General features: G+C 61.4%; 19 protein-coding genes. 17 read left to right on the plus strand and 2 right to left on the minus strand.

Annotated features, from left to right (window positions below):
• Positions 1 to 95 precede the first annotated feature (95 nt).
• From GA0061102_RS15060 to GA0061102_RS15100, 9 genes are all read left to right on the plus strand, one after another.
• Positions 96 to 3,080, plus strand: a complete 2,985-nt coding sequence (locus GA0061102_RS15060; protein WP_092849987.1) for a 2-oxoglutarate dehydrogenase E1 component — start codon at positions 96 to 98, stop codon at positions 3,078 to 3,080.
• Between the two features lie 243 nt (positions 3,081 to 3,323).
• A complete protein-coding gene (gene odhB, locus GA0061102_RS15065; protein ID WP_092849737.1) occupies positions 3,324 to 4,559 on the plus strand; it encodes a 2-oxoglutarate dehydrogenase complex dihydrolipoyllysine-residue succinyltransferase in 1,236 nt (411 codons plus the stop codon).
• Positions 4,560 to 4,574: 15 nt separating this feature from the next.
• Positions 4,575 to 5,324 carry a DUF4241 domain-containing protein gene (locus GA0061102_RS15070; RefSeq protein WP_092849740.1) on the plus strand — a complete coding sequence of 250 codons (750 nt, stop codon included), beginning with the start codon at positions 4,575 to 4,577 and terminating at the stop codon, positions 5,322 to 5,324.
• Complete coding sequence (locus tag GA0061102_RS15075; RefSeq protein ID WP_092849743.1) at positions 5,321 to 5,848, plus strand: hypothetical protein; 528 nt, start codon at positions 5,321 to 5,323, stop codon at positions 5,846 to 5,848. Before GA0061102_RS15070 ends, GA0061102_RS15075 begins: the two co-directional genes overlap by 4 nt.
• A complete protein-coding gene (locus GA0061102_RS15080; protein ID WP_092849745.1) occupies positions 5,845 to 6,600 on the plus strand; it encodes an SDR family oxidoreductase in 756 nt (251 codons plus the stop codon). The genes GA0061102_RS15075 and GA0061102_RS15080 overlap by 4 nt, the downstream gene beginning before the upstream one ends.
• 18 nt (positions 6,601 to 6,618) lie before the next feature.
• Positions 6,619 to 7,257, plus strand: coding sequence for a LysE family translocator (locus GA0061102_RS15085; RefSeq protein WP_092849748.1), 639 nt, complete (start codon positions 6,619 to 6,621; stop codon positions 7,255 to 7,257).
• Positions 7,258 to 7,285: 28 nt separating this feature from the next.
• On the plus strand, positions 7,286 to 8,692 hold the full coding sequence (lpdA, locus tag GA0061102_RS15090) for a dihydrolipoyl dehydrogenase (protein ID WP_092849756.1): 1,407 nt from the start codon (positions 7,286 to 7,288) through the stop codon (positions 8,690 to 8,692).
• A gap of 115 nt (positions 8,693 to 8,807) precedes the next feature.
• The gene (locus GA0061102_RS15095) at positions 8,808 to 11,669 is read left to right on the plus strand and encodes a M16 family metallopeptidase (RefSeq protein WP_208858654.1); all 2,862 of its coding nucleotides are present in this window, start codon (positions 8,808 to 8,810) and stop codon (positions 11,667 to 11,669) included.
• A 99-nt stretch (positions 11,670 to 11,768) separates the two neighbouring features.
• Entirely contained in the window at positions 11,769 to 12,281 is a 513-nt protein-coding gene (locus GA0061102_RS15100; protein ID WP_092849990.1) for a DUF2867 domain-containing protein, read from the plus strand.
• On the opposite strand, the gene GA0061102_RS15105 is transcribed toward GA0061102_RS15100, so the two are convergent.
• Together GA0061102_RS15105 and GA0061102_RS15110 are read right to left on the minus strand one after the other, a co-directional pair.
• Positions 12,259 to 13,440, minus strand: coding sequence for a TraB/GumN family protein (locus GA0061102_RS15105; protein WP_092849764.1), 1,182 nt, complete (start codon positions 13,438 to 13,440; stop codon positions 12,259 to 12,261). The genes GA0061102_RS15100 and GA0061102_RS15105 overlap by 23 nt on opposite strands.
• Before the next feature lie 130 nt (positions 13,441 to 13,570).
• Complete coding sequence (locus GA0061102_RS15110) at positions 13,571 to 14,506, minus strand: tyrosine recombinase XerC (RefSeq protein ID WP_092849993.1); 936 nt, start codon at positions 14,504 to 14,506, stop codon at positions 13,571 to 13,573.
• Positions 14,507 to 14,749: 243 nt separating this feature from the next.
• On the opposite strand from GA0061102_RS15110, the gene GA0061102_RS15115 reads away from it, so the two are divergent.
• The 8 genes from GA0061102_RS15115 to atpD all read left to right on the plus strand — a co-directional run bounded on the left by GA0061102_RS15115 (position 14,750) and on the right by atpD (position 24,363).
• A complete protein-coding gene (locus tag GA0061102_RS15115) occupies positions 14,750 to 15,694 on the plus strand; it encodes a GNAT family N-acetyltransferase (RefSeq protein ID WP_092849771.1) in 945 nt (314 codons plus the stop codon).
• 26 nt (positions 15,695 to 15,720) lie between these two features.
• Complete coding sequence (locus GA0061102_RS15120) at positions 15,721 to 16,857, plus strand: AAA family ATPase (RefSeq protein WP_092849779.1); 1,137 nt, start codon at positions 15,721 to 15,723, stop codon at positions 16,855 to 16,857.
• A gap of 57 nt (positions 16,858 to 16,914) precedes the next feature.
• The gene (locus GA0061102_RS15125) at positions 16,915 to 19,146 is read left to right on the plus strand and encodes a primosomal protein N' (protein ID WP_092849785.1); all 2,232 of its coding nucleotides are present in this window, start codon (positions 16,915 to 16,917) and stop codon (positions 19,144 to 19,146) included.
• Positions 19,147 to 19,255: 109 nt separating this feature from the next.
• The gene (locus GA0061102_RS15130) at positions 19,256 to 19,639 is read left to right on the plus strand and encodes an AGROH133_08824 family phage infection protein (RefSeq protein WP_092849788.1); all 384 of its coding nucleotides are present in this window, start codon (positions 19,256 to 19,258) and stop codon (positions 19,637 to 19,639) included.
• 261 nt (positions 19,640 to 19,900) lie between these two features.
• Positions 19,901 to 20,467 carry a F0F1 ATP synthase subunit delta gene (locus GA0061102_RS15135; RefSeq protein ID WP_092849790.1) on the plus strand — a complete coding sequence of 189 codons (567 nt, stop codon included), beginning with the start codon at positions 19,901 to 19,903 and terminating at the stop codon, positions 20,465 to 20,467.
• Entirely contained in the window at positions 20,467 to 21,996 is a 1,530-nt protein-coding gene (gene atpA, locus GA0061102_RS15140) for a F0F1 ATP synthase subunit alpha (RefSeq protein ID WP_092849793.1), read from the plus strand. Before GA0061102_RS15135 ends, atpA begins: the two co-directional genes overlap by 1 nt.
• Before the next feature lie 28 nt (positions 21,997 to 22,024).
• The gene (locus GA0061102_RS15145) at positions 22,025 to 22,909 is read left to right on the plus strand and encodes a F0F1 ATP synthase subunit gamma (protein ID WP_092849795.1); all 885 of its coding nucleotides are present in this window, start codon (positions 22,025 to 22,027) and stop codon (positions 22,907 to 22,909) included.
• 23 nt (positions 22,910 to 22,932) lie between these two features.
• Positions 22,933 to 24,363, plus strand: a complete 1,431-nt coding sequence (gene atpD / locus GA0061102_RS15150; protein ID WP_092849798.1) for a F0F1 ATP synthase subunit beta — start codon at positions 22,933 to 22,935, stop codon at positions 24,361 to 24,363.
• Positions 24,364 to 24,404 lie beyond the last annotated feature (41 nt).

The raw sequence follows: 24,404 nt of genomic DNA on the forward strand, positions 1-24,404 counted from the left end.
GCTTGACGGCCGCGAACGAAATACGGTCGCTGGGGATCCGAAAACCGGCAATGCAAACAAGTTGGGAGACGGGCGAAAGCGTCCGCAGATTCACCATGGCAAGGCAAGAAGCCAACGAGCAATTTCAGATCACCTCGTTCCTGGATGGCGCCAACGCTGCCTATATCGAGCAGCTTTATGCGCGTTATGAGGGCGATCCTTCATCGGTTTCCGACGAGTGGCGGTCTTTCTTCAAGGCGCTCGAGGATAACCCCGACGATGTGAAGAAGGCAGCCAAGGGCGCCTCCTGGCAGCGCAAGAACTGGCCGATCCCCGCAAAGGGCGATCTGGTTTCCGCGCTCGACGGCGACTGGGGCATTGTCGAAAAGGTCATCGAGACCAAGCTGAAGGCGAAGGCCGAGGTCTCCGGCGCCCCGGCCGACACGACCGACGTCCTGCGGGCGACACGCGATTCCGTCCGCGCTATCATGATGATCCGCGCCTATCGCATGCGCGGCCACCTGCACGCCAAGCTCGACCCGCTCGGCATCGCCGTACCGGTCGAAGACTACAAGGAGCTGTCGCCGGAAGCCTATGGCTTCACCGAGGCGGACCTCGACCGAAAGATCTTCATCGACAACGTGCTCGGCCTCGAATTCGCAACCATTCGCGAGATGATCGAGATCCTCGAGCGTACCTATTGCTCCACGCTCGGCGTCGAATTCATGCATATCTCCAATCCCGAGGAGAAGGCCTGGATCCAGGAGCGCATCGAGGGCGTCGACAAGGGGATTGCTTTCAATCCCGAGCGCAAGAAGGCCATTCTGCAGAAGGTCATCGAAGCCGAAGGCTACGAGCAGTTCCTCGATGTCAAGTTCAAGGGCACCAAGCGCTTCGGCCTCGATGGCGGTGAATCGCTGATCCCGGCGCTTGAGCAGATCCTGAAGAGCGGCAGCCAGCTTGGCCTGAGAGAAGCCGTCTTCGGCATGGCCCATCGCGGCCGCCTGAACGTGCTGTCCCAGGTCATGGGCAAGCCGCATCGCGCCATCTTCCACGAGTTCAAGGGCGGCTCGTATGCGCCGGACGAAGTCGAAGGTTCGGGCGACGTGAAGTACCATCTCGGTGCCTCCTCGGACCGCGATTTCGATGGCGCCAAGGTGCACGTGTCGCTGACGGCAAACCCGTCGCATCTCGAAATCGTCAACCCGGTGGTCATGGGCAAGGCCCGCGCCAAGCAGGACATGGGTGCCACCGTCTGGGATGGCGACATCATTCCGCTGTCCGAGCGCTCCAAGGTCGTGCCGCTGCTGATCCATGGCGACGCGGCCTTCGCAGGCCAGGGCGTCGTTGCCGAAATTCTCGGCCTCTCCGGTCTGCGCGGCCACCGCGTTGCCGGTACGATGCACGTCATCATCAACAACCAGATCGGTTTCACCACCAATCCGGCCTTCTCGCGTTCGTCGCCCTATCCGTCCGACGTCGCCAAGATGATCGAAGCGCCGATCTTCCACGTTAACGGCGACGATCCGGAAGCGGTCGTCTATGCCGCGAAGATCGCGACCGAATTCCGCATGAAGTTCCACAAGCCCGTTGTGGTCGACCTGTTTTGCTATCGCCGCTACGGCCACAATGAAGGCGACGAGCCGTCCTTCACGCAGCCGAACATGTACAAGGTCATCCGCGCTCACAAGACGGTGCTGCAGCTCTATTCGCAGCGGCTGATCAACGAAGGCGTGCTGACCGAAGGCGAAGTCGAAAAGATGAAGGCCGACTGGCGTGCGCATCTCGAGCAGGAGTTCGAGGCCGGCCAGTCCTATAAGCCGAACAAGGCCGACTGGCTTGACGGCGAGTGGTCCGGTCTGCACACGGCAGATAATGCCGACGAGCAGCGCCGCGGCAAGACCGCCATGCCGATGAAGTCGCTGAAGGAAATCGGCCGCAAGCTGTCTGAAATCCCGGCCGGCTTCCATGCGCACCGCACCATCCAGCGCTTCATGGAAAATCGCGCCAACATGGTGCAGACGGGCGAGGGCATCGACTGGGCCATGGCGGAAGCTCTGGCATTCGGTTCGCTCGTCGTCGAAGGCCACAAGATCCGCCTGTCCGGCCAGGATTGCGAACGCGGCACCTTCTCGCAGCGTCATTCGGTTCTCTACGATCAGGAAACCGAAGAGCGCTACATCCCGCTCGCCAACCTGTCGCCGACCCAGGCCCGCTACGAAGTCATCAACTCGATGCTGTCGGAAGAAGCGGTTCTTGGCTTCGAATACGGCTACTCGCTGGCCCGTCCGAATGCGCTGACGCTCTGGGAAGCCCAGTTCGGCGACTTTGCCAACGGTGCGCAGGTCGTGTTCGACCAGTTCATCTCGTCGGGCGAACGCAAGTGGCTGCGCATGTCCGGCCTCGTCTGCCTGCTGCCGCATGGCTATGAAGGCCAGGGTCCGGAACACTCTTCCGCCCGCCTCGAACGCTATCTGCAGCTCTGCGCCGAGGACAACATGCAGGTCGCCAACGTCACGACGCCGGCGAACTACTTCCACATCCTGCGCCGTCAGCTGAAGCGCGACTTCCGCAAGCCGCTGATCCTGATGACCCCGAAGTCGCTGCTGCGCCACAAGCGCGCCGTGTCGACCCTTGCGGAGATGGCTGGCGAGAGCTCGTTCCATCGACTGCTGTGGGACGATGCGGAAGTGATCAAGGACGGCCCGATCAAGCTGCAGAAGGACAACAAGATCCGTCGCGTCGTCATCTGCTCGGGCAAGGTCTACTACGATCTGCTGGAAGAACGCGAGAAGCGCGGCGTCGACGATGTCTACCTGCTGCGTATCGAACAGCTCTATCCGTTCCCGGCCAAGGCGCTCATCAACGAGCTCAGCCGCTTCCGCAATGCGGAGATGGTCTGGTGCCAGGAAGAGCCGAAGAACATGGGCGCATGGTCCTTCATCGATCCTTATCTGGAATGGGTGCTCGCCCATATCGATGCCAAGTACCAGCGCGTTCGCTACACCGGCCGTCCGGCTGCCGCCTCTCCGGCGACAGGCCTGATGTCCAAGCATCTGTCGCAGCTTGCGGCGTTCCTCGAGGACGCGCTCGGCGGTTGAGGGGTTGCGCGATGACCGGTTTTCGTTTGAAGATCGCGTCGTCGCGCCCCAGCCTTCCGCATGATGCGACGGGGGAGAAGATTGGCCGCCATGCAGCACGCAGCCTATCGCCAAGATCAAGCAAATGCCCGGTCGACCGCTGTCGTCGTCCGGGCACTCGCGTCGAGGCGTATCACCCGTTCCCCGGCCGTCTGTCGCCGGAATTCCATCCAACTCATAATGACGAAAATCAGGATTTGAACAATGGCCACTGAAATCCGCGTTCCTACCCTCGGCGAATCCGTCAGCGAAGCGACTGTCGGCACCTGGTTCAAGAAGGTCGGCGATGCCATCAAGGCCGATGAGCCGCTTCTCGAACTTGAAACCGACAAAGTGACGATCGAAGTCCCCGCACCGTCGGCCGGCACCTTGTCCGAAATCGTTGCCCAGGCCGGCGAAACCGTAGGCCTCGGCGCGCTGCTCGGCCAGATCTCCGCCGGCAACGGCGCTGTGGCTGCTCCGGCACAGGTTGCTGCACCCGCCGCTCCGGCCCCGGCCGCTGCTGCTCCGGTTGCAGCTCCCGCCGTCTCTGCGCCGGCTTCTTCCATGCCGCCGGCGCCGGCTGCTGGAAAGCTGCTTGCTGAAAACAATCTCTCCGCCGATCAGGTCGACGGCAGCGGCAAGCGCGGCCAGGTCCTGAAGGGCGATGTCATCGCCGCTGTCGCCAAGGCTGCTTCGGCGCCTGCCGCCGCACCGGCTGCACCCGTTGCCGCCCGTGCCCCGACCGCCGTCGAGGATGTCAGCCGCGAAGAGCGCGTGAAGATGACGCGCCTGCGCCAGACGATTGCTCGCCGCCTCAAGGATGCGCAGAACACCGCCGCCATGCTCACCACCTATAACGAGGTGGACATGAAGGCTGTCATGGACCTGCGCAACAAGTACAAGGACGTCTTCGAGAAGAAGCACGGCGTGAAGCTCGGCTTCATGGGCTTCTTCACCAAGGCCGTTACCCACGCGCTGAAGGAACTGCCGGCTGTCAACGCCGAGATCGACGGCACCGACATCATCTACAAGAACTACTGCCACATCGGCATGGCTGTCGGCACCGACAAGGGCCTCGTTGTTCCTGTTATCCGCAATGCAGACCAGATGTCGATTGCCGAAGTCGAGAAGGAGCTCGGCCGTCTGGCGAAGGCTGCTCGCGACGGCACGCTGTCGATGGCCGACATGCAGGGCGGCACCTTCACCATCACCAATGGTGGCGTTTACGGTTCGCTGATGTCCTCGCCGATCCTGAATGCACCGCAGTCGGGCATTCTCGGTATGCACAAGATCCAGGAGCGTCCGGTCGCCATCGGCGGCCAGGTCGTCATCCGTCCGATGATGTATCTGGCGCTCTCCTACGACCACCGTATGGTGGACGGCAAGGAAGCGGTTACCTTCCTCGTGCGCGTCAAGGAAAGCCTGGAAGATCCGGAACGTCTCGTTCTCGATCTCTAAGGGGAGCGTTGGATCATGTCGACATGGCCCATGCGGACGCTGCGCGGATTGTTGTGCGCCGTCACCGCATGGGTGCCATCCTCCGCCAATGCGGGTGAGTTCGACATTTCCAAGCTCAGCAGCAATCTCGATCTGGCGTCGCTCAGCGACGCCGATCTTACCGCTCGCTCGATCAAGGTCCTTCGCATCGGCGAGGTGGAATTGACCTCCGGGCGTATCGTCGCCAGCGATCCGCTTGTCGGGCCTGACCGGGCAGCGCTCGTCCGCACCGTTGCCCCCGGCGACTATCCCGTGACGCTTTATGAAGCCTTCGGCCGCATCGCTGCGGCCGGCCTGCGCTTTGCCGAAGGCAAGCCGGTGCGTTGGGAACTGGCCCTGATCCCGGGCCAGGATATCAATTCGCTGAAGGGCGACGAGTTCTTCGGCTATCCCGTCGATGCCGGTCTCGGCTGCTATATGGATGCTGACACTTACGCACTGATCCAGGAGCGCGAAAAGCAGGTTCAGGCGGAGAAGGCGTCGTTCGATATCAATTATTATGACGATGTTCTGGCGTCGGAGTTGCAGATAAACAGCGACAAATATGCCATGCACCGGCCGGTAGCAGGCAAGCGCGGCAATGTCGCGATTTTCTGGAGTGGCTGGGGCGATGGTTTCTATCCGGTTTTCTGGGGACTCGACGCTAGCGGCCGGCCCCTGGTTCTGTTTACTGATTTCGGCGTAACCGAGAATGCCGATGGCCGACGCGAGCCGGGAGGCGAATGATCATGCCGGCGATATCGACGATCATAAGACAGACGTCTCTGTGCGGGGCGATATCCGTTTTCGCGGTCAATCCGCTGCCTGCTTTTGCGGCTGAATGTGCGCAGGAAAAGGCCGTCTATGTCGACATGGACAATGCCTATGAGTTGCGCTTCGAGCCCATGGGGTCGGAATCATCCGTCAGCAACAGATTCAAGCTGGCCGTGCGCAATACCGCCGTCGTAGCCGAGGGCGTCGTCATGCGCACCGACGATCAGTTGCGCGCCGATGGCCGGATCATGTTCGAGTGCCCCGAGGGTGATGTGACCGGGGCGGATCTCAGGGCCTGCACCGTCTGGCAGGGCATGGTTTACGCCTCCGATCTGAAGGGCCATATTCGCGCGCTGCCAGGCGAAGGCGAAAGCGCGGCGGATCGACTCTTTCTGCCGGCGCTCGGCCCCTCCATTAAGAAGTCGTCCCTCTGGGGCAAAGGCAAGGCGACTGTCGCGCCCTGGGATGTTCTCAGTTTGAAAGGATGCAATCAATGACCGACGATGCGCCTGTTCTCCTTGTAACTGGCGGCGGCCGCGGCATCGGTGCTGCGATTTGCCTGGCCGCCGCCCAGCATGGCTGGGCCGTGGCGGTCAATTACGCGTCCAGCAAGGAAGCCGCCGAGGCTGTGGTGGGGACGATCCACGATGCCGGCGGCAAGGCGATTGCGATCGCAGGCGATGTCGGCAAGCCCAAGGATATCAAATCCATTTTCGCCAAAATCGACGCGCATTTCGGCCGCATCGACGGGCTCGTCAACAATGCCGGCATCGTCGACGCCATACAACGCCTGGATGAGATGACGCCGGAGCGGATCGACCGCATGTTCCGCATCAATATCACCGGCTCGATGCTGGCGGCGGCGGAAGCCGTGCGCCGCATGTCGACCCGGCATGGCGGCAGGGGCGGGGTGATCATCAATGTCTCGTCCATGGCTGCCACGCTCGGCGGCGGCGGGCAATATGTCGATTATGCCGCCTCCAAGGGGGCGATCGATACCTTCACTGTCGGCTTGGCGCGCGAGGTGGCGGCCGAAAGCATCCGCGTCAATGCCGTTCGACCCGGCATCATCGATACGGATATCCATGCCGCCGCCGGCTTGCCGGACCGGGCTCGGGACATCGCGCCGCAATTGCCGATGAAGCGTGCGGGAACCTCCGACGAGGTGGCCGATGCGGTCCTCTACCTGCTCAGCCCTCATGCATCCTATATAACGGGTGCCCTGCTCGATGTGAGCGGCGGCCGTTGATCAGAATGGGTAGGTGACATGCAGTATATTTTCGAATTCCTCGGCCTGATGGCGGTGTTCTCGATTTTCATCGTCGTTCCCGGCGCTGATTTCGCCGTCATTCTGCGCCAAAGCATCGTGCATGGCCGCCGCGCCGCTGTCATGACCGGGCTCGGCATGGGCTTCTCGCTGCTGTTTCACATCAGCTACACCATCCTCGGTCTCGGCCTGATCGTGTCGCAGTCGCTCATGCTGTTCAGCATGATCAAGTGGGCCGGTGTGCTCTATCTCGTCTATCTCGGCATCAAGTCCTTCCGCGAGCCGGGCTTCAAGGTCAATGAAATCGAGATCACCGATGCGGATCGCAAGCCGGTCTCCGTCTGGCGCTGCCTGGCGACGGGTTTCATCACCAATGCGCTCAATCCGAAGCCGGTACTGTTCTTCCTGTCGCTGTTCTCGACACTCGTTCATCACGACACGCCGGGGCTGATCCAGTTCAGCTACGGCATCGGCATGGCGACAGCGCTCGTCGCCTGGTTTGCAGGCGTCTCCACCTTCTTCACCGTCAAGCCTGTTCGCGATCGCTTTATCGCGTCAGGCAAATGGTTCAACCGCATCACCGGAGCGGCGCTCGTCGGCTTCGGCATCCGCCTCGCCCTGGCGCGGGCGGCCGACTAACAGAGATACAAAACAAGGAAATTAAGACATGTCCTACGATGTGATCATTATCGGAACCGGCCCCGGCGGCTATGTTTGCGCAGTCAAGGCAGCACAGCTCGGCCTGAAGGTCGCGGTCGTCGAAAAGCGGGCGACCTATGGCGGCACCTGCCTCAATATAGGCTGCATTCCGTCCAAGGCGCTGCTGCACGCTTCCGAAATGTTCCATCATGCCGGCCATGGCATGGATGCGCTCGGCGTCGAGGTTGCTACACCGAAGCTGAACCTCGGCAAGATGCTGGCGCATAAGGATGCGACCGTGAAGTCGAATGTCGACGGCGTCGCCTTCCTGTTCAAGAAGAACAAGATCGATGCCTTCCAGGGCACCGGCAAGATAGTTTCCGCCGGTAAGGTTGCCGTGACGGCTGACGATGGCAAGGTGACCGAGATCGAGGGCAAGAACATCGTCATCGCCACCGGCTCCGACGTTGCCGGTATTCCGGGCGTTCCTCTCGAAATCGACGAGAAAGTCATCATCTCGTCGACCGGCGGCATCGCGCTCGACAAGGTGCCGGGCAAGATGATCGTGGTCGGCGGCGGCGTCATCGGCCTCGAGCTCGGCTCGGTCTGGTCGCGCCTCGGCGCCAAGGTCACCGTGGTCGAATATCTCGACACGATCCTCGGCGGCATGGACGGCGAAGTTTCCAAGCAGTTCCAGCGCATGCTGGCCAAGCAGGGCATCGAATTCCATCTCGGCGCCAAGGTTGTCGGCGTCGAGAAGTCCGGCAATGGCGCGAAGGTTACCTTCGAGCCGGTCAAGGGCGGCGACAAGGTCGTGCTTGATGCGGATGTCGTTCTCGTTGCCACCGGCCGCAAGCCCTACACGGCAGGCCTTGGGCTGGAAGAAGCCGGCGTTGTGCTCGACAATCGCGGCCGCGTCGAGATCGACGGTCACTTCAAGACCAATGTTGCCGGCATCTATGCCATCGGCGATGTCGTGAAGGGCCCGATGCTGGCGCACAAGGCGGAAGACGAGGGCGTTGCCCTTGCCGAAATCCTCGCCGGCCAGGCCGGCCATGTGAATTACGACGTCATCCCGAGCGTCGTCTACACGCAGCCGGAAGTCGCTTCCGTCGGCAAGACCGAGGAAGAGCTGAAGGCCGCAGGCATCGCCTACAAGGTCGGCAAGTTTCCGTTCACCGCCAACGGCCGCGCCCGCGCCATGCTGGCAACGGACGGTTTCGTCAAGATCCTCGCCGACAAGGAAACGGATCGCGTTCTCGGCGGCCATATCGTCGGGTTCGGCGCCGGCGAAATGATTCACGAGATTACCGTTCTGATGGAATTCGGCGGTTCGTCGGAAGATCTCGGCCGCACCTGCCATGCGCATCCCACCATGTCGGAAGCCGTCAAGGAGGCCGCGCTCGCGACCTTCTTCAAGCCGATCCACATGTAAGAACCGGGATCCCAGCCGAGCCGGGTGCTGGGATTGCAATGCAAGCTTGATGATGCGATGAACAGGGGCTCTTGTGCATCGCATCATCGAAGCTCTCCCACTCACCGAAGTCAGCATGTCACGCCAAATCCCAGCTATTTCCGCATTCCTACAACTTTTCATTGTCGCGGCCTTCACAATCCTGCTGAATGGTGTGTTTCCGGCTCATGCCGAAACACCCTTCGTCGGCTGGCCGCAGGCCGCCAGCGATCTGCCCGCGGAATCCGGTGTCCGCTTCGGCATGCTGCCCAACGGCATGCGCTTTGCGATCATGCACAATGCGACGCCGGCAGGTCAGGTGGCGATCCGCTTCCGCATTGGCGCCGGCTCGCTGCAGGAACGCGATGACCAGCAGGGCCTGGCGCATTTCCTCGAGCATATGGCGTTCAAGGGCTCGACGCACGTTCCCGAAGGCGAGATGATCCGCACGCTCCAGCGCCTCGGTCTGGCCTTTGGTGCGGATACCAATGCTTCGACGAGCTATGGCGAAACCGTATATTCGCTGGATCTGCCCGAAGCCAATGTCGGAACGGTGTCCACCGGCCTGATGCTGATGCGCGAGACGGCGAGCGAACTGACGCTCGATGCCGGTGCCTTCGACCGCGAGCGTGGCGTCATCCTTTCCGAAGAGAAGCTGCGCGACACGCCACAATATCGCGGCGGGATCGGCTTCCTCAATCAGCTGCTGCCGGGCCAGTTGGTGACGCAGCGGCCGCCTATCGGCAAGACCGATATCATCAGCAATGCCCCCATCGATCTGGTTCGGGACTATTATCGCACCAACTATCGGCCGGAGCGCGCCACGCTGATCGTGGTTGGCGATATCGATGCCGCGGCTATCGAAGCCGATATCCGCAACCGTTTCGGCAATTGGACATCGAATACACCAGCACCGGCCGCAACCGATCTGGGCGTTCTCGAAAAACACGGTGAGCGCGTCGGAACCGTCGTCGTGCCCGGCAGCGCCACCCGTGTGCAGATCGCCTGGACTCGACCATACGATGCGTCCCAGGATACGGTTGCCAAGCGCCGCCAGCAAGTGATCGAGGGGATCGGTCTTGCGGTCCTCAACAGACGTATCTCCGTTTTGGCACAGCAGCCCGATGCGCCCTTCGTCACCGCGCAGGCCGGCGCTCAGGATGTCCTGAAATCCGCTCGCGTCACGATGATTGCCGCTGATACCAATCCGGACAAATGGCAGGCGGCCCTTGCCGCCATCGATCGGGAGCAGCGACGGATTGCAGAGTTCGGTGCCGCGCAAAGCGAGATCGACCGCGAAATTGCCGAATACCGGTCGATGCTGCAGGCTGCTGCCGGCGGTGCGGCAACGCGTACAAGTCCCGACATCGCGGGATCCCTGGTCTGGAGTGTCGGCGAGAGTGTCGTCTTTACGTCGCCGGCGGACGACCTTTCGCTGTTCGATGCGGCAGCCAAGGGGCTGACTGCGACCGAGGTCAACGAAAGTCTCCAGCGTGCCTTTGCAGGCAATGGTCCGCAACTGGTGCTGCAGATTTCGCAAATGCCCGAAGGCGGCCTCGCTGCCGTGGAAAAGGCCTATGCCGACTCCCGCGCTACGCCGGTTACGGCTCCATCGCAAACGGCAGCCGTCGAATGGCCCTACACCGATTTTGGAAAGGCGGGAGCTGTCGTCGAGCGGCGCGTGGTCGATGACCTCGGCGCCACGATGGTGCGTTTTGCCAATGGCGTGCGCTTGACCGTCAAGCCGACCAAGCTTCGCGCTGACGAGATACTGGTCCGCGCCAATATCGGCGGTGGTCGGCTCGATCTGCCGCATGACCGGCCGCTGCCGATCTGGGCGTCGTCGACGGTTCCGCTCTCCGGTCTGAAGGCCATCGGCTACGAGGAGATGCAGAAGGCTTTGGCCGGAAAGGTCGTCGGCAGTGATTTCTCCATCCGGGATAACGCCTTCAGGTTCGAAGGGGCCACGCGACCGAGCGACCTGGCGACGCAATTGCAGCTTCTGACGGCCTATGTGTCCGATCCTGTCTATCGCCCCGACGTCTTCAAGCGGGTGCAGCAGGCCTATCTGAACAGTCTTCCGCAGCTTCAGGCAACGCCGGGCAGCGTGGTTGGCCGTGATCTTCCCGGCCTTCTGCATTCCGGCGATCCGCGTTGGACCTTCCCGGAGCGGGCGCAACTGCTCGATGCCAAGCCGGAGGATTTCGAGGTGTTCTTGCGGCCCTATCTTTCCAAGGGGCAGATCGAAGTCGTCATCGCCGGCGATGTTGAAGTGGATGACGCCATCCGCATGACGGCCGAGACCTTTGGCGCGCTGCCGGCCCGGCCCGATGCGCAGGGACAGGCCGGTAATGGCGACAGGCTCTTTCCGGCGCCGACCGCAGAACCGGTCGTGCGGCTTCAGGACGGGCGAAGCGACAATGCCGGCGCGCTGGTCGCCATGCCGATCGGCGATTTTCTCTCCGACCTGCCGCGCGCTGCTGCGGCCAACATCGCCGGAGCGATCTTCCGCAATCGTCTGATCGATCAGTTCCGCGTTGCCGAGGGCGCGACCTATAGTCCCCAGGGCGATGTCGATCTGTCCAGAGCGATACCGGGCTATGGTTTTACCTATTATTATGTCGAGACGACTCCGGCCAAGGTCGACCATTTCTTCGATCTTGTGGACAGGATTGCCGCCGATTTGCGGGACAAGGATGTTTCGCCGGACGAACTCACGCGGGCAAGGGCTCCAATCGTTGAGGAGATCAAGCGCTCGCAACAGACCAATAATTATTGGCTGGAGAGTCTCAGCAATGCCCAGACCGACCCACGGCGTCTGGAACGGATTCGCGGCAGCATTGACAACTACCAGTCCCTGACCGCGCAGGACGTCCGCACGATCGCGACGAAATACCTGAAGCCGGAGACGGCATGGCGCCTGAAGATTTTGCCGGCGAATGGAGCGGCGGTTCGCTAGCCGGCCGCACCTCTGGTAAATTGTCGCAGCTGGCATTTGCGCGTTCTGGTAGATTTGCCGATGTGGTAGCTTGCAGACATCGAAGCGACAGGTGAGATGATGTCTGCAAGACCCTTGATGGTGAAACCGCTTATGCCACACCCGGCGTTGCCGGGCGCGGACTGGGCGGATTGTTACGAGTTGCAGGTTCCGAAATCGGATTTTACGGCAATTGCCGCGGCGCGCGCGATGCTCGTTCGCTTTCCGCTCTGGGTGCGGTTATTGCTGAAGTTGCGCGATTCGGTGACGTCCATGTTCGGATTGAAGTCGTCCGGCAGCGCGGCTGGGGATGGCGTGGAAACGATCGGCTTTTTTCCCGTCGTCAGCAAATCGGACAATCAGGTCGTGCTCGGATTTGACGATCGTCATCTCGATTTCCGCGTCGTCATCGACGTGCGGGATGATGCCCAGGGCCACCGGCTGGTCGATGCGACGACGCTCGTGAGACGCAAGATACTGCTCGGGCGGATCTATATCGCGGTGATTGCGCCGTTCCACCGGCTGATCGTTGCAAACATGCTCGCCAGCTTCGGCAAGCGTATGAGCACGGTCAGTTTACGGACGTCACTGTAAAGCCCTGCTTGCGCAGCAGCGCGACCAGGCCCTGGTCGCCGACAAGATGAAGCGCGCCGACGGCCATGAAGGCGTTGCCCTTGTCGAGGATCGGGGCGGAGCGATCAGCCATCACTTTGTTGCGGTCGAGGATGATGCGCTGCTCGAAGGCGGCGCTGTCGCCGTCCGTGATTTTCTGGTTCGGCTCGATGACCTTCAGCATCGGCACCATCGCGCCGATATTGCCGGCGAGATAAAGGTCGGTCATCGTTTCATTGACGTCGTTGATCTTGTTGCCGAGCTCGAGCGTCTGGATCAGCGACTTCAGATGCAGTTCGGTCGGCAGGTCGCTCATGGCTTTGGCTTGTTCGGCCAGTGTCTCGAGGCCCTTGACTTGCTTGCCTTCGGCTGCGGCGTCGCTTGCCAGCTTCTGATCGAGGAATTTCGCGCCGGCGGTCTTGCGGCGAATTTCGCAGCCAGTCATTTCGAAAGAGCTCGCGATCAGCCAGGGCTGCATGCGGGAAACGGCGGCAAGGACAATGCCGCGTTCCTTCAACCCTGCTTCGAGACGCGCATTGTCTTCGGGCGACAGATGCTGGCTGATGATCGAGCCATCGGTGAGCATGGTCAGGGACGGATTGGCGAAAAGGGTGGCAGCCGCCTTCTTGTCATCAAGAATCTCATCGGATTCGACGACGATCGTATCGGCTGAGGCCACAGCCTCCGCCGCGCCCTTCGGCATGGTGAGCACCCGCGAATCGGAGACGTGCATGGTGCCGAGCAGCCATGAGGGCTTCAGGCCGGGCTTTTCGATCTTCCAGAAGATGCCCTTGCCGTTTTCCACCTTGTCACCGGCGGCGATGATGGAGGCATACTTGGCGGGATCGCTCTTCTGCAGCTCCGCCATCAGATCCTTGCCGCCGCAACTGTCGGAAGCTGTCTCACTAGCAAGTAAGGTTGCGATTTTGGCTATGTCGTCTTTCTTGAGACTTGCCAACGGATTTTTGTCGCTGCGGCTATCGGATGTCGTCTGGTCGGCTTGGGCCGGCTGCAGTGTCAGCATGGTCGCAATCAGCAGGATCGCAAGCGCGAACGGAAAGGCTGTGGCAAGCCAGAGCAGGATGTCGCCGAGCGTCGGCTTTGTCGACCGCATCGCCTTGGATCCGAGGGCAGAAATCATCAAAACCTTCCGTTCGCAGAGGGCATGATCCTTAGCGCTCGAAAGCGGCTTTCGGGAGGCATGCCGGGACTGGCTTCTGCTTTATGCGCACCAGACGGAGATTCCCTTAACGCAAGGGGTTAATCTTTCCTTACGCGCGGGGATGGGCGCGGTCGTAGACTTCGAGAAGCCGCGAGGAATCGACGCCGGTATAGACTTGGGTCGTCGACAGGCTGGCATGGCCGAGCAGTTCCTGAATGGTGCGCAGGTCGCCGCCGCCTGCCAGCAAATGGGTCGCGAAGGAATGGCGAAGCGCATGCGGCGTCGCGGTATCCGGCAGGCCGAAGGCGCCTCGCAGTTTCTGCATGCCGTGCTGGATGATGCCCGGCTGTAGCTTGCCGCCGCGCGCGCCACGGAAAAGCGGGCCGTCGGCATCGAGATGATAGGGGCAAATCGCCCGGTAATGATCGACCGCCTCGACGACGATCGGCAGCAGCGGCACCAGCCGCGTCTTGTTGCCCTTGCCGGTGATGCGCAGGGAGGTTGCGTCTTGCGGCATGTCCTGCGGCTTCAGATCCAGCGCTTCGGAAATGCGCAAGCCGCAGCCGTAGAGCAGGGTCAGCACGGCCGCGTCGCGTGCGGCGATCCAGGGCTCCTCATGCAGCTGCGCCTCGTCGCTGACGACCGTGATCGCCTGGGTGTCCGAGAGCGGCTTGGGCAGCGATTTCGGCTGTTTCGGCGAACGCACCGCGGCTGCACCGGCTGCATTCACCAGGCCTTTCTTTTCGAGGTAACGCAACAGTGAACGAAGGCCGGCAAGATTGCGGCCAAGCGAACGCGCGCCCGCGCCATCCTTGCGACGCGCTGCGAGAAAGGCGCGAAAGTCCGCGGGGCGCAGAGCCTGGATGTCCTTGATGGTCGCCGGACCACCGAGATGGCCGGTCAGGAACATCAGAAACTGCCTGGTATCGCGCTCATAGGCATTCAGAGTGTGAGCAGCGAGCCGCCGTTCCTGGCCAAGCGCTTCGAGCCAGCGGTTGCGTTCCGCCATCAACCCTGAGTCGGCGATGATCAACAAATCGTTCAGTGGAAACCCCCTTGAAATTCGGATTCCTTCTGCCACTTTGAGCGAAGGAAGGTTATGGAATCACTAACTTTCCCGCTGCTTCCGGCGCGTTTCCCCCTCGTGCTGCGAGTACTGCTACATTTAAAAACGGCATATGGGCCGATCCGGGATCTTCAGCGGTTCGGTTGTCATGTGCGAGGCGTTCGTCATGCTTCGATCATATTCGATTGCGATAGAATATATCCCAACCATTCAGGACACTTCATGGCGCGTCGCGGCTCGATAACTGCACTGGGACAGTTGGCAGAGGCGATCGCTTTGGTGTCCCAGGGGCAACCGGGACATATAGTCGATACTTTGATCGCCGAGCGCGGTCAGAAGATCGTTCGCAATCCGCTCTGGCCGTTGATGCGCCCGTTTCTCTACACGCTGCTGCGCTATAACAAGGCGATCGAATTTGCCGATGACGTCGCCAAGCTTTCGGGCTTCCAGTGCTTCGAATATATGAGCGATCTGCTGCGGCTCGACATCGGCGTTACCCATGCCGACCGCATACCGGCTGCTGGCGGCTTCATTCTCGTCAGCAATCATCCCACCGGCATTGCCGATGGCGTCGCCGTCTTCGATCTCTTGAAGTCGCGCCGGCCCGATATGATGATCTTTGCCAACCGGGATGCGGTGCGGGTCAATCCGCGTTTCGCCGAGATGATCATTCCGGTGGAGTGGCGCGAGGAGCACAAGAGCAAGCCGAAGACGCGCGAGACGCTGCAGCTGACCAATCGCGCTGTTGCCGACGGTAAGGTCACGGTGTTGTTTCCGTCCGGCCGCATCGCCTATTGGGCGAACGGCAAGTTGAACGAGCGTCCCTGGAAGACATCGGCCGTTGGGCTGGCGCGAAAATACAATCTGCCGATCCTGCCCGTGCATCTGACGGCGCGCAATTCCGGCCTGTTCTACTGGTTCGCAAAATGGTCGACCGAGCTGCGCGACATGACCGTCTTTCACGAGCTGCTCAACAAGCGCGGCGACCAGTTCGATTTCCTTGTCGGCAACCTCATTCCCGTCGAGCATCTGGACGGCGATGTCAACGAAGTGACGAAAGCGCTGGAGAAGCATACGGTCTTCGATCTTGCAGCCGACAGCAATGCAACCTTTTCGCCGCTTGTTCTACCCAGGCGGGACGAAACCCTGGTTTCGCATTCTCTTTGATACGGGAATCGGCTAAACCGCGTGGCATGCAGCTACGCTCCATGTTTGCCCGGAATTATCGTTCCCTGCGCTCGATCCGCATGGATCTCGCCGGCGTCAATCTGTTCATCGGCGAGAACGGTGTCGGCAAGTCCAACCTCTATCGCTCGCTGCAGCTCGTGCAGGCTGCCGTTCGCGGCAGGCTGGCGCATGAGATTTCCAGCGAGGGCGGCATGTTCTCAGCCATGTGGTCGGGCAAGCGGCGCTCGCATGAGTCGGCGCGCATCCGCTTCGACGTCGAGCTGCTCGACATGGAGCGGGCGGCGACCTTCCGTTATTCGATCGAGGCGGGCATGCGGCCGCCGCCTCCTGCAGCGGGCTTTCCGCTGGAGCCGCAGATCAAGACCGAGGAGCTTTCCGTTGAGGCTGGCGGTCGGCCGGTGACGATGATGAAGCGCGACGGCTCCGGTATTTCGGTGCGGGGAGAGAGCGGCCGCATGGAGCAGCACCGCGAGCAGGCTTTGACGTCTGAAACGGCGATCGCTCTGCTGGGCGATGCCGGGTATTATCCCGAGGTCGGCGCCTTCCGGCGCGCCGTCGATGCCTGGCGCTTCTATCATGGCTTCCGTACCGATCGCGGCTCACCGTTGCGCGCGCCGTGCCTTGCGGTGACTTCTCCCATGCTGGACGAAGACGGCGCCAATATCGCCGCTGTCTTTGCCACTCTGGCGCATACGCGGGAAGATACCGTCGAGCTTGATCGGGTTCTTGCCGCAGCGCTCGGCGGGGCGCGGCTTGTCGTGCCGGAGCCGCAGGAAACGGCGGATTTCGGTCTGATGCTGCCGGAATTTCCCAACCGCGTCTTCCAGCCGCGCGAGCTGTCCGATGGCCAGATTCGCTTTCTTGGTCTTGCCGCAGCGCTGATGTCCTATCGCCTGCCGCCGCTGATCGCGCTTAACGAGCCGGAGGCGAGCCTGCATCCGGACATGTTGCCGCCGCTTGCCGATATGATCGCGCAGGCGGCAAAGACCAGCCAGATCTGGATCGTCACCCATTCGGAGGTTCTGGCGCAGGCCGTGCGTGAACGTTGCGGCGCAAAGCCACGCCGCGTGATCCGCGAAGACGGCTCCACCTGGATCGACGGCATGCGGCTGACCGGCGCGATCGACGATGACGATGAATAGCGGCAATCCGGCAATGCGGGTTTTCTTTTGCGCTCGTCCGAGGCATGGTTTGGCGCAATGAACAAAGATTCTTCCGATCTGTTTGGTGCGCTTTTCGAGGCGGCGCCCGCAAAACCTGTGATGAGCCGTACGGTTCCCGTTCTCGTGCCGATGCCGGCGCCGAGGGCCTATTCCTATGCCGTGCCTGAAGGCATGGCGTTGGAGCCGGGGTCGGTCGTGCAGGTACCGCTTGGGCCAAGGCAGGTCATCGGCGTCGTCTGGGATGGCGACGATGATGGCGGTGTCGATCCGAAGAAGCTTCGGCCGATCAGCCATGTCTTCGATTGCCCGCCGCTCGGCAAGCATATGCGCGATTTCATCGACTGGGTTGCCGGCTATACGCTGTCGCCGCCAGGGCTGGTGGCGCGCATGGCGCTCAGGGCGCCGGCTGCTTTCGATCCCGAACCGATGATCGAGGGATTGCGCTTCGTCGGCGGTCAGCCGGAGCGGCTGACGCCGGCGCGCGCCAAGGTGATGGAGATTGCCGCAGACGGGCTTTCGTGGACGCGCATCGGCTTGGCGCATGCAGCCGGTGTGTCCACCAGCGTCGTCGACGGGCTGATCTCGCAAGGCATTTTCGAAACCATCTTTCTACCGCCGCCGCCCGTCGTCGCCCTGCCTGATCCGGACTACATAGGCTCACGGCTGGAAGGCCCGCAAAAGGATGCGGCCGACGAGATATTGGTGGACGTGCGCAAGGGCGAGTTCGCGGTTTCCCTGATTGATGGCGTCACCGGCTCCGGCAAGACGGAAGTCTATTTCGAGGCCATCGCCGAAACTTTGCGGCGCGGCAAGCAGGTGCTGATCCTCCTACCGGAGATCGCGCTGACGGCAAGCTTCCTCGAACGCTTTCAGGATCGTTTCGGTGCCAAACCGGCCGAATGGCATTCGGATCTCCCGCCGCGCATGCGCGAGAAGGTTTGGCGTCAGGCCGTGACGGGCGAGGTGCGAGTCGTCGCCGGCGCGCGCTCTGCTCTCTTCCTGCCTTTCGAGGATCTCGGCCTGATCATTGTCGATGAAGAGCATGACCCCGCTTATAAGCAGGAGGATCGCGTCTATTATAATGCGCGCGATATGGCCGTGGTGCGCGGTCGCATCGGCGATTTCCCCGTCGTGCTGGTGTCAGCCACACCTTCGGTCGAAAGCCAGGTCAACGGCCAAAGCGGGCGCTACACCACCATCCACCTGCCGACGCGCTACGGCGATGCGGCGCTTCCCGACCTGCATCTGATCGACATGCGACGGCACGCGCCGGAGCGCGGCGGCTTTCTCTCGCCGGTGCTGATCCGCGCGATCGGCAAGACGGTTGCCAAGGGCGAGCAGGCGCTGCTGTTTCTCAACAGGCGCGGCTATGCGCCGCTAACGCTTTGCCGGGTTTGCGGCCACCGGTTCCAGTGCCCGCAATGTTCGAGCTGGCTGGTGGAGCACCGGTTTCGCGGCCAGATCCAGTGCCATCAATGCGGTTATGCCGAGCGCACGCCAGAAGCCTGCCCGGAATGCGGCACGCTCGATCATCTCGTTGCCTGCGGACCGGGCGTCGAGCGCATCGCCGAGGAGGTGGAGCGTCATTTCCCCGAAGCGCGGACCATCATGCTGTCTTCCGACATCATGGGCGGCGTCAAGCGGCTGAGGCTGGAGCTCGATGCCATCGCCAAGGGCGAGGCGGATATCGTCATCGGCACACAGCTCGTCGCCAAGGGGCATAACTTTCCGCTGATGACGCTGGTCGGCATCGTCGACGCCGATCTCGGCCTTGCCAATGGCGATCCGCGTGCCGCCGAGCGGACGTTCCAGCTTCTTTCGCAGGTGACGGGACGCGCCGGGCGAACCGGATTGAAGAGCCACGGATTGCTGCAGACGTACCAGCCGCAGCATCCCGTCATGCAGGCGATCGTCTCAGGCGATGCCGGCGCCTTTTACGAACGCGAGATTTTGGAGCGTGAAAGAGCCATATTGCCGCCCTTCGGCCGGCTCGCCTCGATCATCGTCTCAGCCGATAGCAGGCAGGATGCGGAGACCCACGCGCGCGGCTTGCGCAATGCCGCGCCGCAAGTTTCGGGCATATCGGTACTCGGCCCGGCAGAAGCACCGATCGCGCTTGTACGCGGGCGGCATCGTTTCCGCTTGCTCGTGCACGGCCGGCGCAATTCCGACATGCAGGGCTTCCTTCGAGCCATGCTGGCGCAGTCACCGAAGGAGCGCGGCTCCGTGCAGGTGCAGCTCGATATAGATCCGCAAAGCTTTCTGTGATTGATGCGGCAGATATCTTGACTGCGCCTTTCCCTGTTTGACCGGATCATGCCATAAGTCGGCCGTCTTACTTACGTGATTTGCGCGCGGCTGATATTGGGGGCGACCGATGGAGCTTTATTTTCCGACAGATCTCGGCGAGCGGCTTGCCTACTGTTCAGCCGCCGTCGCGGCACTGATCGGCCTCTTCCTGATGTTCGCTCCGGGCTATACCTATCGCATCCTCAAGCTTCAGGTGCGCGAAGGCCAAACCGAGGCCTACGGCGAGGCTCGCTCAGCGGGCGGTTTTATGCTCGGTTTCGGGTTGATGGCGATCCTTTTGGCGCAGCCGATGATCTACCTTGCCCTCGGCGCCTCCTTCGGCGTCGCGGGTTTCGGCCGCATCCTGTCGCTTATGTCTGATCGTGGCAGTATATTTTTGAGCCTTCTCCTTCTGGTTGTACAGGCGATTCTCGCCGCGCTACCTTTTCTCTATGGGCTCGGCTATATTTGAGCTGAAAACAGCTTTGGCGAGCCTTATTTTCCCGCGCTATCCCCATGCTTTTGAATTTTTGCCATCATAAATTCGCCCGAATGGCGCATTCGGCGAATACGCGTGTTGCGAGTCTCAATATCCTATGTTAGACGAACCCCGAATTTCGGATGAAGCGGGAGCACACTCCTGCTGATTTCTGGGGGAAATCAAAACGAATTCAAGGGCATATGGCTTCCGTTATCCGGGAGTCGAGTTCTTGGGTTGAAATCAGGGAATTTTGTGCCCGTGGCAGACACATCCCAGCATGTTTCTGGCGTTGCAGAACGATATGCCTCGTCGCTGTTCGAGTTGGCCCTTGAAGAAGGTGTCGTGCCGGCAGTGACCGCCGATCTCGATCGGTTTCAAGCCATGCTCGACGAGAGCGACGATCTGAAGCGTTTCGTTCACAGCCCGGTCTTTTCGGCCGATGAGCAGGTCGGCGCGATCCAGGCGCTGGCAACGAAGGCAGGCTTCGGCGCCTACGTCACCAATTTCTTGAAGCTTGTAGCCAGCAATCGGCGCCTCTTTGCGCTGCCGGGCATGATCAAGGCTTTCCGTATCATCGCCGCTAAGCATCGCGGCGAGATTTCCGCCGAGGTCACCTCGGCGCATGCGCTCACTCAGGCGCAGGAAGATGAATTGAAGGCGGCGCTGAAGGGCGTCACCGGCAAGGACGTGGCAATTGCCGTCACGGTCGATCCGTCGATCCTCGGTGGTTTGATCGTCAAGGTCGGTTCGCGTCAGATCGATACGTCCCTTCGCACCAAACTCTCCACCCTTAAGCTTGCATTGAAAGAGGTCGGCTGATGGATATCCGCGCCGCGGAAATTTCCGCAATTCTGAAAGATCAGATCAAAAACTTCGGCAAGGAAGCTGAAGTCTCCGAAGTCGGCCAGGTTCTCTCCGTCGGTGACGGTATCGCCCGCGTCTACGGTCTGGACAACGTCCAGGCCGGCGAAATGGTCGAATTCCCTGGCGGCATTCGCGGCATGGCCCTGAACCTCGAAGCCGACAACGTCGGTGTGGTTATCTTCGGCTCGGACCGTGACATCAAGGAAGGCGACACCGTCAAGCGCACCGGCGCGATCGTCGACGTTCCGGTTGGTCCGGAACTGCTCGGCCGCGTTGTCGACGCGCTCGGCAATCCGATCGATGGCAAGGGCCCGATCAACGCGACCCGTCGTTCGCGCGTCGACGTCAAGGCTCCGGGCATCATCCCGCGCAAGTCGGTTCATGAGCCGATGTCGACCGGCCTCAAGGCCATCGACGCTCTGATCCCGGTCGGCCGCGGTCAGCGCGAGCTCGTCATCGGCGACCGCCAGACCGGCAAGACCGCCATCATTCTCGACACGATCCTGAACCAGAAGGCCATCCACGATGCCGGTCCGGACAGCGAAAAGCTGTACTGCGTCTACGTCGCCGTCGGCCAGAAGCGTTCGACCGTTGCCCAGTTCGTCAAGGTGCTCGAAGAGCGCGGCGCATTGAAATATTCGATCATCGTTGCCGCGACCGCTTCCGATCCGGCTCCGATGCAGTTCCTGGCTCCGTTCGCCGGCTGCGCCATGGGCGAATACTTCCGTGACAACGCCATGCACGCCCTGATCGGTTACGACGACCTTTCCAAGCAGGCCGTTTCCTACCGCCAGATGTCGCTTCTGCTGCGCCGCCCGCCGGGCCGCGAAGCTTACCCGGGCGACGTTTTCTACCTGCACTCGCGTCTCCTCGAGCGCGCTGCCAAGATGAACGACGATAAGGGCGCCGGTTCGCTGACCGCTCTTCCGGTCATCGAAACGCAGGGCAACGACGTTTCGGCCTTCATTCCGACCAACGTGATCTCGATCACCGACGGCCAGATCTTCCTCGAAACCGACCTGTTCTACCAGGGCATCCGTCCGGCTGTTAACGTCGGTCTGTCGGTTTCGCGCGTCGGTTCGTCCGCGCAGATCAAGGCGATGAAGCAGGTTGCCGGTTCGATCAAGGGCGAGCTCGCCCAGTATCGCGAAATGGCCGCCTTCGCCCAGTTCGGTTCCGACCTCGATGCCGCAACGCAGCGCCTGCTAAACCGCGGTTCGCGCCTGACGGAACTCCTGAAGCAGCCGCAGTTCTCGCCGCTGAAGACGGAAGAGCAGGTTGCTGTGATCTTCGCTGGCGTCAATGGCTACCTCGACAAGCTGCCCGTCAACCAGGTCGGTAAGTTCGAGCAAGGCTTCCTGTCGTACCTCCGCTCGGAAGGTAAGGAAATCCTCGACACCATCCGCACCGAAAAGGCTATCAGCGACGCGACGAAGAGCAAGCTCACCGCTGCTCTCGACAGCTTCGTCAAGTCTTTCACGTAATCGGGCTAAGCTCTAGGACGGACCAAGGATGCCTTCACTAAAGGATCTGAAAAACCGGATCGCCTCCGTCAAGGCGACGCAGAAGATCACCAAGGCGATGAAAATGGTCGCCGCGGCGAAGCTTCGGCGTGCGCAGGAGGCGGCCGAGGCCGCCCGGCCTTACTCGCAGCGCATGGCCGCTGTTCTGGCCAACATCTCGGCTGCGGTCAGCGATGCTGACGGTGCGCCGTTGCTGATGACCGGAAGCGGCAAGAGCGATGTGCATCTGCTCGTCGTCTGCACGGCCGAACGCGGCCTTTGCGGCGGCTTCAATTCGCAGATCTCGCGTTTCGCTCGTGATCATGCCCGCAAGCTTCTGGCCGAAGGCAAGACGGTGAAGATCTTCACCGTCGGCAAGAAGGGCTATGACGTGCTTCGCCGCGAATACGCATCGCTGATCGTCGAGCGCAAGGAACTGCGCGACGTCAAGCGTATCGGCTTCGACAATGCCGACGCCATCGGTAAGCGCGTCATCGAAATGTTCGAAGCTGGCGAATTCGACGTCTGCACGCTGTTCTATTCCGAATTCAAGTCGGTGATCAGCCAGGTGCCGACGGCGCAGCAGCTTATTCCGGCTTCGGCTCCCGCCGTCGTCGAAGAAGATGCGGCCCACAAGGGCGCCGTCTACGAATACGAGCCGGATGCGGCTTCGATCCTCGCGGACCTGATCCCGCGCAACATCTCCGTCCAGATCTTCCGCGCGTTGCTCGAAAACGTCGCCGGCGAGATGGGTGCCAAGATGAGCGCGATGGACAATGCGACGCGCAACGCTGGTGAGATGATCAACAAGCTGACGTTGAGCTACAACCGTCAGCGTCAGGCACAGATCACCAAGGAATTGATTGAAATCATTTCGGGCGCGGAAGCGCTCTGAGGTTAGGGAAAGAGGGTAAGAATATGGCTGACGCAGCTACCCCCGCAGGTTCTGTCGGTAAGGTTACGCAGGTTATCGGCGCCGTTGTGGACGTTGCTTTCGACGGCGAACTCCCGGCGATCCTGAACGCGCTTGAAACTGACAACAACGGCAATCGTCTGGTTCTCGAAGTCGCACAGCACCTCGGCGAAAACTCCGTTCGCACGATCGCCATGGACTCGACCGAAGGTCTGGTTCGCGGACAGCACGTCAAGGACACGGGCGCGCCGATCTCGGTTCCGGTCGGACATGAGACGCTGGGTCGTATCATGAACGTCATCGGCGAGCCGGTTGACGAAGCAGGTCCGCTGAACACCGCAAAGAAGCGCGCGATCCACCAGGATGCTCCGTCCTACGTCGAGCAATCCACGGAAGCGCAGATCCTCGTCACCGGCATCAAGGTCGTCGACCTTCTCGCTCCTTACGCAAAGGGCGGCAAGATCGGCCTGTTCGGCGGCGCCGGCGTCGGCAAGACCGTTCTCATCATGGAACTGATCAACAACGTCGCCAAGGCGCACGGTGGTTACTCGGTCTTCGCAGGCGTGGGTGAACGTACCCGCGAAGGCAACGACCTTTACCACGAAATGATCGAATCGGGCGTCAACAAGCATGGCGGCGGCGAAGGCTCCAAGGCCGCGCTCGTTTACGGCCAGATGAACGAACCGCCGGGTGCTCGCGCTCGTGTCGCTCTGACCGGTCTGACCGTTGCTGAAAACTTCCGCGATGAAGGCCAGGACGTTCTGTTCTTCGTCGACAACATCTTCCGCTTCACCCAGGCAGGTTCGGAAGTGTCGGCTCTGCTCGGCCGTATTCCTTCGGCCGTGGGCTATCAGCCGACGCTCGCCACCGACATGGGCCAGATGCAGGAACGCATCACCACGACGACGACGGGCTCGATCACTTCGGTTCAGGCCATTTACGTTCCTGCCGACGACTTGACCGACCCGGCGCCGGCTACCTCGTTCGCCCACTTGGACGCAACGACGGTTCTGTCGCGCTCGATCGCTGAAAAGGGCATCTACCCGGCCGTCGACCCGCTCGACTCCACCTCGCGCATGCTCGACCCGCTGGTCGTTGGCGAAGAGCACTACGAAATTGCTCGTAAGGTTCAGTCGACGCTGCAGCGCTACAAGGCCTTGCAGGACATCATCGCCATCCTGGGCATGGACGAACTTTCCGAAGACGACAAGCTGGCTGTTGCCCGCGCCCGCAAGATCGAGCGCTTCCTGTCGCAGCCGTTCTTCGTCGCCGAAGTCTTCACCGGCTCGCCGGGCAAGCTCGTTGCGCTCGAAGACACGATCAAGGGCTTCAAGGGCCTCGTCAACGGCGAATACGATCACCTGCCGGAAGCTGCCTTCTACATGGTTGGCTCGATCGACGAAGCGATCGAAAAGGCCAAGAAGCTGGCTGCCTAATCAGGCCAATCCATCGGCGCGCGGCATTGCCCGCGCGCCCT

Source organism: Martinezella miluonensis, from assembly GCF_900094545.1.
Taxonomy (GTDB): Bacteria; Pseudomonadota; Alphaproteobacteria; order Rhizobiales; family Rhizobiaceae; genus Rhizobium; species Rhizobium miluonense.

Bases quoted from the DNA above. Each gene is read 5' to 3' on its own strand.
- atpA (WP_092849793.1), top strand. From the start codon at position 20,467: ATGGATATCCGCGCCGCGGAAATTTCCGCAATTCTGAAAGATCAGATC.
- GA0061102_RS15145 (WP_092849795.1), top strand. From the start codon at position 22,025: ATGCCTTCACTAAAGGATCTGAAAAACCGGATCGCCTCCGTCAAGGCG.
- GA0061102_RS15075 (WP_092849743.1), top strand. From the start codon at position 5,321: ATGATCATGCCGGCGATATCGACGATCATAAGACAGACGTCTCTGTGC.
- GA0061102_RS15080 (WP_092849745.1), top strand. From the start codon at position 5,845: ATGACCGACGATGCGCCTGTTCTCCTTGTAACTGGCGGCGGCCGCGGC.
- GA0061102_RS15100 (WP_092849990.1), top strand. From the start codon at position 11,769: ATGTCTGCAAGACCCTTGATGGTGAAACCGCTTATGCCACACCCGGCG.
- odhB (WP_092849737.1), top strand. From the start codon at position 3,324: ATGGCCACTGAAATCCGCGTTCCTACCCTCGGCGAATCCGTCAGCGAA.
- GA0061102_RS15070 (WP_092849740.1), top strand. From the start codon at position 4,575: ATGTCGACATGGCCCATGCGGACGCTGCGCGGATTGTTGTGCGCCGTC.
- atpD (WP_092849798.1), top strand. From the start codon at position 22,933: ATGGCTGACGCAGCTACCCCCGCAGGTTCTGTCGGTAAGGTTACGCAG.
- GA0061102_RS15115 (WP_092849771.1), top strand. From the start codon at position 14,750: ATGGCGCGTCGCGGCTCGATAACTGCACTGGGACAGTTGGCAGAGGCG.
- GA0061102_RS15085 (WP_092849748.1), top strand. From the start codon at position 6,619: ATGCAGTATATTTTCGAATTCCTCGGCCTGATGGCGGTGTTCTCGATT.
- GA0061102_RS15120 (WP_092849779.1), top strand. From the start codon at position 15,721: ATGCAGCTACGCTCCATGTTTGCCCGGAATTATCGTTCCCTGCGCTCG.
- lpdA (WP_092849756.1), top strand. From the start codon at position 7,286: ATGTCCTACGATGTGATCATTATCGGAACCGGCCCCGGCGGCTATGTT.
- GA0061102_RS15130 (WP_092849788.1), top strand. From the start codon at position 19,256: ATGGAGCTTTATTTTCCGACAGATCTCGGCGAGCGGCTTGCCTACTGT.
- GA0061102_RS15125 (WP_092849785.1), top strand. From the start codon at position 16,915: ATGAACAAAGATTCTTCCGATCTGTTTGGTGCGCTTTTCGAGGCGGCG.
- GA0061102_RS15105 (WP_092849764.1), bottom strand. From the start codon at position 13,440: ATGATTTCTGCCCTCGGATCCAAGGCGATGCGGTCGACAAAGCCGACG.
- GA0061102_RS15060 (WP_092849987.1), top strand. From the start codon at position 96: ATGGCAAGGCAAGAAGCCAACGAGCAATTTCAGATCACCTCGTTCCTG.
- GA0061102_RS15095 (WP_208858654.1), top strand. From the start codon at position 8,808: ATGTCACGCCAAATCCCAGCTATTTCCGCATTCCTACAACTTTTCATT.